The sequence below is a fragment of the Cryobacterium sp. TMT1-2-2 genome (assembly GCF_004403505.1).
Classification (GTDB): Bacteria; Actinomycetota; Actinomycetes; order Actinomycetales; family Microbacteriaceae; genus Cryobacterium; species Cryobacterium flavum.
Map to the genome: position 1 here is coordinate 41,304 of NZ_SOGS01000012.1, position 6,547 is coordinate 47,850.

At 63.3% G+C, this 6,547-nt stretch carries 6 protein-coding genes, 1 tRNA gene and 1 riboswitch; of the genes, 2 read left to right on the plus strand and 5 right to left on the minus strand.

What is annotated here, in order from left to right; all coding sequences use genetic code 11:
• Window positions 1-6: 6 nt before the first annotated feature.
• Genes E3T35_RS08135 through E3T35_RS08145 form a run of 3 tightly spaced genes read right to left on the minus strand, consistent with a single transcriptional unit; the run spans window position 7 to window position 3,579 of the window.
• A complete protein-coding gene (locus E3T35_RS08135) occupies window positions 7-780 on the minus strand; it encodes a CDP-alcohol phosphatidyltransferase family protein (protein ID WP_134378425.1) in 774 nt (257 codons plus the stop codon).
• Entirely contained in the window at window positions 777-2,030 is a 1,254-nt protein-coding gene (locus E3T35_RS08140; protein WP_134378427.1) for a DUF1972 domain-containing protein, read from the minus strand. The genes E3T35_RS08135 and E3T35_RS08140 overlap by 4 nt, the downstream gene beginning before the upstream one ends.
• A 1-nt stretch (window position 2,031) precedes the next feature.
• The gene (locus E3T35_RS08145; RefSeq protein ID WP_134378429.1) at window positions 2,032-3,579 is read right to left on the minus strand and encodes a sugar transferase; all 1,548 of its coding nucleotides are present in this window, start codon (window positions 3,577-3,579) and stop codon (window positions 2,032-2,034) included.
• Window positions 3,580-4,056: 477 nt separating this feature from the next.
• On the opposite strand from E3T35_RS08145, the gene E3T35_RS08150 reads away from it, so the two are divergent.
• The gene (locus tag E3T35_RS08150) at window positions 4,057-5,106 is read left to right on the plus strand and encodes a dipeptidase (RefSeq protein ID WP_134378431.1); all 1,050 of its coding nucleotides are present in this window, start codon (window positions 4,057-4,059) and stop codon (window positions 5,104-5,106) included.
• Window positions 5,107-5,304: 198 nt separating this feature from the next.
• Window positions 5,305-5,368, plus strand: a riboswitch (guanidine-III (ykkC-III) riboswitch).
• Between the two features lie 11 nt (window positions 5,369-5,379).
• Window positions 5,380-5,703, plus strand: a complete 324-nt coding sequence (locus E3T35_RS08155; protein ID WP_092341947.1) for a multidrug efflux SMR transporter — start codon at window positions 5,380-5,382, stop codon at window positions 5,701-5,703.
• A 4-nt stretch (window positions 5,704-5,707) separates the two neighbouring features.
• Here E3T35_RS08155 and E3T35_RS08160 read toward each other — a convergent pair whose 3' ends face one another.
• Both E3T35_RS08160 and E3T35_RS19240 read right to left on the minus strand, forming a co-directional pair.
• Window positions 5,708-6,184: an HAD domain-containing protein gene (locus E3T35_RS08160; protein WP_134345614.1), complete on the minus strand. Its 477-nt coding sequence runs from the start codon at window positions 6,182-6,184 to the stop codon at window positions 5,708-5,710.
• A 145-nt stretch (window positions 6,185-6,329) separates the two neighbouring features.
• A tRNA-Phe gene (locus E3T35_RS19240) sits at window positions 6,330-6,403 on the minus strand.
• Between the last annotated feature and the right edge of the window lie 144 nt (window positions 6,404-6,547).

The following is a 6,547-nucleotide window of genomic DNA, read 5'->3' on the forward strand; positions in this document are numbered from 1 at the left end:
GCCTGACTACGGTCGCGCGACGTCCACTCGACCCAGCGCTGTCATGTCGCGAAACCATTTACCCAGCGCCAGTGCGAGATACAGCGCGTTGGCGACAAAGAGAAGGGTATACAAGCCGAAAAAGGCCAACGGAGCGCCCAGCAGCACGAAGGAGAGGCAAAGCACACCGTAGTCGGTGGGAAGACCAAGAAGCGACCGCACCACGGTGCGGGGGGCAGTGGAGAGGGCGGCCGTTGGCGCGTGCTTGGCTTTGAGCAGATCGTTCAGGATCATGGCGAAGAACGACACGGCGGCCACGACCGCAAACCCGATCGGCACGAGCAGCGAGATCGAGCTCGAAAGAGGAAAGTGCGTGAACATCGTGATGAGCACCGCGAGGTGCAGCGTTGAGATCTTGATGGAGTCAACGACGTGGTCGAGCCATTCGCCCGAGGGGGAGCCCCCACCGCGCAGACGCGCGACCTGGCCGTCGGCCGAGTCGAAGGCGTACCCGATGGCCAGCAACAGCCACACGACGAGTCCAAGCCACCAGCTGGGCCCACCGATCGCGAGCAGCCCGATCGCGCAGAACGTGAAGCCGGCACTGATCGCCGTGACGTTGTTCGGAGTCAGGCCTAAGCGAAACGCGCTCGCCGCGAGGTAGCGACCAACCCGGCGGTTGACATAGACGGAGTAGGGCGGGGCACCGCGGGCCGCCGTCTTCTGGGCGGATGACAAACGGCGCACGGTGTCAAAGTACGTTTCCGTCGAGGCAGTGGCGTGGGCCGAGGAACTGGTCATAAGGGGATCCCCCTGGACGGTGCGGTTGACGGTTGGCGGTTCATGCTGTCGGGAAGGTTCCACGTTGAGACTCCAGCCCGGCCGCTGCTCTGGCGATGGGTGCTGTAGCCGACGGCCACCCGCCGAGCGAGTCTTTCGTAGCTGGCCGTGACGCTGTCCCAGTTGTACAACTGCTCGGCCCGCTGTTGCAGCGCCGCCGCGACCGCGGCGACCTGCTCGGGGTTCAGTTCGGAATCTTCGATCAGGCCGCTGAGAGAATCGGCCCGCGAGAAGTAGGCGCCATCGCTGCCGAGGACCTCACGATTGAACACGACGTCCCACGCGATGACCTTGGTTCCGGCACCCATCGCCCGCAGCAGCGACGGGTTCGTGCCGCCCACCGAGTGACCGTGCACGTAGGTGGCGGCGTGCGTATAGAGCTGGTCCAGCTGATTCTGGTCCCACACACTGCCCAGCATGCGAATGCGGGAATCGGATGCGGCCAAGTCACTGATGCGGTTGGTGTGGCCGACCGCGTAGGGCGCGGAGCCAACGACAACCAGCGGGAGGCGCGCGTCGCTCGCGCGATAGCCCTCGACGATGATGTCGACGTGGTTTTCCGGTTCAAACCGGGCGACGACGAGGTGGTAGCCGCCGGGGCGGAGTCCGAGTTCGGCGAGCCGATCGGTCGGGGTGTCGTGCAGAATTCGGGTGCCGTAGGAGATCAGTTCGGTCGAGATGGAAAACTCGTCCCGGTAGTAGTCGACGATTCCCTGCGCGTCGGCGATGAGGGCATCCGCTTCGCGCACCGAGACTTCCTCGGCCCAGCGGTAGTAGCGGCGACCGGCGCCGCCCCATTTGTCGCGCTTCCATTCGAGTCCGTCGACGTGCACGACGCTCGGGATGCCGCGCAGGCGCAGCAGCGGAACGAACGGAGCGTTGGCGGCATTGAACACGAACGCGACATCGGCCGGACGGTGCAGGGTCGCGTGCAGAACCGACAACCCGGTGTGGCTCAGGGTCTCGAGAATCTTGTGGCGCAGCGCCGGCAGCTCGACCAGTTTCATGCCGAGGTACTCTTTCGGCACCGGCTGGGTCGTGCGGCGACAATAGACGGTCACGTCGTGGCCGCGGTCAACGAGTCGCCGACCAATCTCCTCGACGGCCGTTTCAAAACCGCCGTAGGCTGCGGGAACGCCGCGGGTACCGATCATTGCGATGCTCAGACGCCGGTGGCTGGTGGGCGCAGTGTGTTCGATGCCCGCGGTCATGTCAATATGCCCCTACTGGTTGAATGACGGTCTTAACGGTGCGCCAAATGATCATCAGGTCGCCGGCCAGGGACCAGTTCTCGACGTAGTACAGGTCGAGTCGGACGCTGTCTTCCCAGCTGAGATTGGACCGCCCGTTGACCTGCCACATGCCGGTCAGGCCGGGCTTGATGTACAGGCGGCGGTGCACGTGGGTTTCGTAGACCTGAACTTCTTCAGGCAGCGGCGGGCGTGGCCCGACCAAGCTCATCTCGCCGACGAAGATATTCCACAGCTGAGGCAGCTCATCGAGCGAGTACTTGCGCAGCACGCGGCCGATCTTGGTGATCCGAGGGTCATTGCGAATCTTGAACAGCACCCCGGATGCCTCGTTCTGGTCGAGCAGGCCAGCCAGGTCGTCCTCAGCGGTCTGCACCATCGAGCGGAATTTGATCATGCGGAAGGTCTGTCCGTTGCGGCCGCACCGTTCCTGCCGAAAGAGGACCGGGCCCGGGCTGTCGAGTTTGATGAGTACGGCGATCACGGCGAGCACGGGAAGCAAGAACACGATCGCGGCAGCCGTCGTTACGATGTCCAGAGTGCGCTTGAGGGCATGGCGGCCCCCCTCGAACCGGGGTATTTCGACATGGATCAGCGGGAGGCCGTCGACCGGACGAAAGTGGATGCGGGGACCAGCGACATCCGTCAGTCGGCTCGACAGAACAAGCTCCGCGGAGGTGCCCTCGAGGTCCCAACCCAGGTTGCGAATGTAGGAACTGCCGCCGCTGGGCTGCCCAGCAACGATGACCGTGTCGACGCCCATGGCAGCGGCCGCCGCGGCGACGTGCTCGAAATCGGACACGATCGGCACTATGCGTTCGCCGGCCGAGATCTCGTCGCCAATGCCGTCTTCCAGAGCTGCGCCGACGATGTAGTACGCGGCTCCGGACTTGGTGTCGATCTGGCTGACCACGTATTCCACGTCGTCGCGATTGCCGACGACGATCACGCGGGAGAGGTAGTGGCCGAACCTGCGCTGGTGCAGCAGCCACTTGCGCCACAGCCACCGTTCGAGAACGAGCGCAACAATTCCGATAGGAAGCGCCAGCACGAAATAGAGCCGGGCGATATCGATGTGAACGATCAGAAAAACGATGGCCAGCATGCCGAAGGTCACGGCGCTGGCGTTGATGACCTGTTTGTACTCGCTCGCTCCAACACCCACGACCCGGGAGTCCCTGGTATGGAAGAGCTCGAGGGTCGTGAGCCAGGTCGCCACGATGAGCAGCGACACGAGCCAGTAGTTGGCGCTGAACGATCCAGGAACGGCCGGAATGCCGTCCACGCCGAACCGAAAGACCAGTGCGCTACCGACCGCGAGAATAATGACTACAACATCGGTCAGTCGCAGCTTGGTGCGGTACCGCCGAGCCCAAATCAGCCCTGACGAGGGGGTGTCCACCGCGATGTCGGCCGGTGCGGACGCTGTCTGGTCAACGAGTCGAAGTTTGGCGGTACGCCGAAGGGGCAGGGATTGCGGGAAAGAGGCGGGCGAATCTGATTCACTCATGCGTCATCCCCCTGCGATCTAACGTGGAAGTGGTGCCGGGTGTCGTCGTTGTGGTGCGAGGGCGCGTGTCGCGGGTTCTGGGGGTGGTTTGGCGGGGTGGAATAAATGTCACGTTTTCATTCCCTGCAGTCGGGTTTACAGGAACAGGTGGTCATAGTGACAAGGCGGCGATGCTGGCACTTGTCGTTCGATGGGGCGCGGCGGATGAAGATGATTCTTTCTCAGCAACTTACTGGCAGAGACTACCCCGTTTCAAGTCGGCGGCGCTGTAACCTTAATGGGGGTCAAAATGCCCTGTATGGGGGGACCTATTGGGGCGTGTTCACCCTGAGAGCGGCCGACGCCCCTGTCAGGCCCGGAATTGCGGGTAGAAATCAGGCAGGCACTGCCAGGGGGCAAACCGGCTCGAGCGGATTAAATGCCCGATGGTGAGGGTCCTAGGCTGGTATTTCGCACCGATTGCCGGGAAGAGTTCACATGACCGTAAGAAAACCGAAATTTGACGTTATTGACGGGCATAACGACCTCGCCTGGGCATGCCGCGAGCATAGAGACTATTCCGTTGCCGGGCTGGACTCCGAGCAGGATTCTGCCCGCAATCATTTGCAAACGGATGTCCCCAAATTACGGCGCGGAGGTGTGCAGGGGCAGTTCTGGTCGGTGTGGGTGCACACCGACCTTGAGGGCACCGATTCGGTGCAGGCGACGCTGGAGCAGATCGACTTTATTCACCGCCTGATTGCCGCCTACCCCGACGATTTCGAGCGGGCCGTCACCGCCGACGACGTTGAGCGAGCACGGCACGGCGGAAAAATTGCATCGCTCCTCGGGGTTGAGGGCGGCAACCAGATGAACAACTCTCTCGCGGTACTGCGCGAGTACGCCCGGTTGGGTGTGCGTTATATGACGCTCACCTGGAACTCGTCAACGGAGTGGGCCGACGCGGCTGCCGGCGAGGTGACCCACGACGGCATCAACGAGCGTGGCCGGATCGTCATCGCCGAGATGAACCGCATCGGAATGATGGTCGACCTGTCCCATGTTTCGGCTGCCACCATGCAGGACGCCCTCGATGCCTCAACGCTCCCCGTTCTCTTCAGCCACTCTTCGTGCTATGCCCTGAACCCGCACCCTCGCAACGTGCCCGATGCGATTCTCAGTCAGCTCGCCGCCAACGGCGGCGTTCAGATGATCACCTTCGTGCCGGCCTTCATCTCGGCCGACTATCGACGCTGGGAAGACAACGGTTCGGTGGCGGAGAAGCCGCAGATCACCGTGGCGCACGTTGCTGACCATGTGGAGCACGCCCGAAGCGTGGCCGGAGTCGATCACATCGGTCTCGGTGGCGACTTCGACGGCTGCCCGGACATGCCAGTCGGGCTCGCCACCGTGGCGGACTACCCCAACCTGTTCACCGAGCTCGAGCGGCGCGGCTGGACCGACGCCGAACTCGCCAAGCTCGGCTCCGAGAACGTGCTGCGCGTGCTGCGCGCAAACGATGCGGCCTACCGGGCATTCGTGGCCTAGCCGCCGTAGCCGCGGCTGCGCGGTGCAATGCTGCAACAGCTGTCGCTTATTGCTTGCGCTGCTGGCCGGCCACTCGCGCGAGCAGAAAGCGACAGCCTGCGCAGCAGACGGGCGCGCGAAACGGATGCCGCGGCATCCGTTTCGAGGCGGGACGCGGTTCTGCACATCGTTTGCCCAGTGGTTGTGCCTAAGGTCGAAGCAGGTTGCGATGCGCGGCCCCGGACGACGGATCAGTACCCGGCATAAGACAAGACTGGCCGAGGAGTATTAGTCATGTCGTGGATTCTGCTTATTGTGTCCGGAGTTCTGGAAGCGGTCTGGGCGACGGCGCTTGGTAAATCCGAGGGGTTCACGAAGTTGTGGCCGACCGTCATCTTCGGCGGGGCACTCGCGCTCAGCATGACCGGCCTGGCCTGGGCGATGCGGGAGATTCCGATCGGAACGGCTTATGCCGTCTGGGTCGGCATCGGAGCGGCACTCACGGTCACCTGGGCGATGGTCACGGGGGATGCGAGCGTGTCCTGGCTGAAGATCGCCCTGCTGCTCGGCCTGATCGGCTGCATCGTCGGGCTCAAGCTCGTCGACGGCGCGCACTGAACACTCAGGACGAAGCGAGGCCCTCGATGAAGTGCCGCACATCGTCGACGTGCGCGGCCGTGAGCCCGATGTCCATCTCGGGCTGCACCAGGAGTGTGGGCCGCGCCTGCGCGTCGGCCCAGCCGACGGCATCCTGGCGCAGGATATCGTCGATCCAGATCACCGCGTCGGGCTGCGGATCCTGCCTGGCCAGCCAGCGGGCGACCCAGTGCAGCTTCGCGGTGGGTGCGGGCGCTGACGGGTCGAAGTGCAGATTGCGCGGAAAAGCGATGCCCTCGGTGTCCGACGATAAGCCAAGATCCCGGGTCAGGTGAAACGTGTGTGTCGGCGACCAGGTGGTAGCCCACACGATGGATCCGAGTTTGGCCAGCCGCCACACCAGTTCTGCGCGGGGTGGATCGAGCACAAGCCTCTGGTTGACGACCCGCGGGTTGAGCACCCCGTCGACGTCGAGCAGGATCACAACGGTGCGCGTGGTCATCATTCGAGCCTAGCTGGCCGCTCACTGGACAACTTTGACCGGTTGCGACCCCGCCACACCCCCCGAAGTTGTCGAGTGAGAGTGGCGAGCATAAAAAAAGGCCACTCCCGAGTTACTCACAAGTGAGTTTCCTAGGGAGTGGCGGTGGTGGCCCCGACCGGCGTCGATCCGGTGACCTTTCGATTTTCAGTCAAATCAGATCGCTACAGCCTGCTGCCCAACTCGTAGAATTCCCTATAATTTCGGCTCTCCTGACGTAGCCGTGGGTCCGTTGGGAGCGCCTTAACAGCCGCACGCCGCTCTCCGCCTAGGTTTCTAACTGTCAAAGGTAAGAAACTCGGGAACGGAAAAAGCGGCGTGCGA

Excerpts from the sequence above, each read along its gene's own strand:
- E3T35_RS08140 (WP_134378427.1), bottom strand. The coding sequence starts at position 2,030 with ATGACCGCGGGCATCGAACACACTGCGCCCACCAGCCACCGGCGTCTG.
- E3T35_RS08160 (WP_134345614.1), bottom strand. The coding sequence starts at position 6,184 with ATGACCACGCGCACCGTTGTGATCCTGCTCGACGTCGACGGGGTGCTC.
- E3T35_RS08150 (WP_134378431.1), top strand. The coding sequence starts at position 4,057 with ATGACCGTAAGAAAACCGAAATTTGACGTTATTGACGGGCATAACGAC.
- E3T35_RS08135 (WP_134378425.1), bottom strand. The coding sequence starts at position 780 with ATGACCAGTTCCTCGGCCCACGCCACTGCCTCGACGGAAACGTACTTT.
- E3T35_RS08145 (WP_134378429.1), bottom strand. The coding sequence starts at position 3,579 with ATGAGTGAATCAGATTCGCCCGCCTCTTTCCCGCAATCCCTGCCCCTT.
- E3T35_RS08155 (WP_092341947.1), top strand. The coding sequence starts at position 5,380 with ATGTCGTGGATTCTGCTTATTGTGTCCGGAGTTCTGGAAGCGGTCTGG.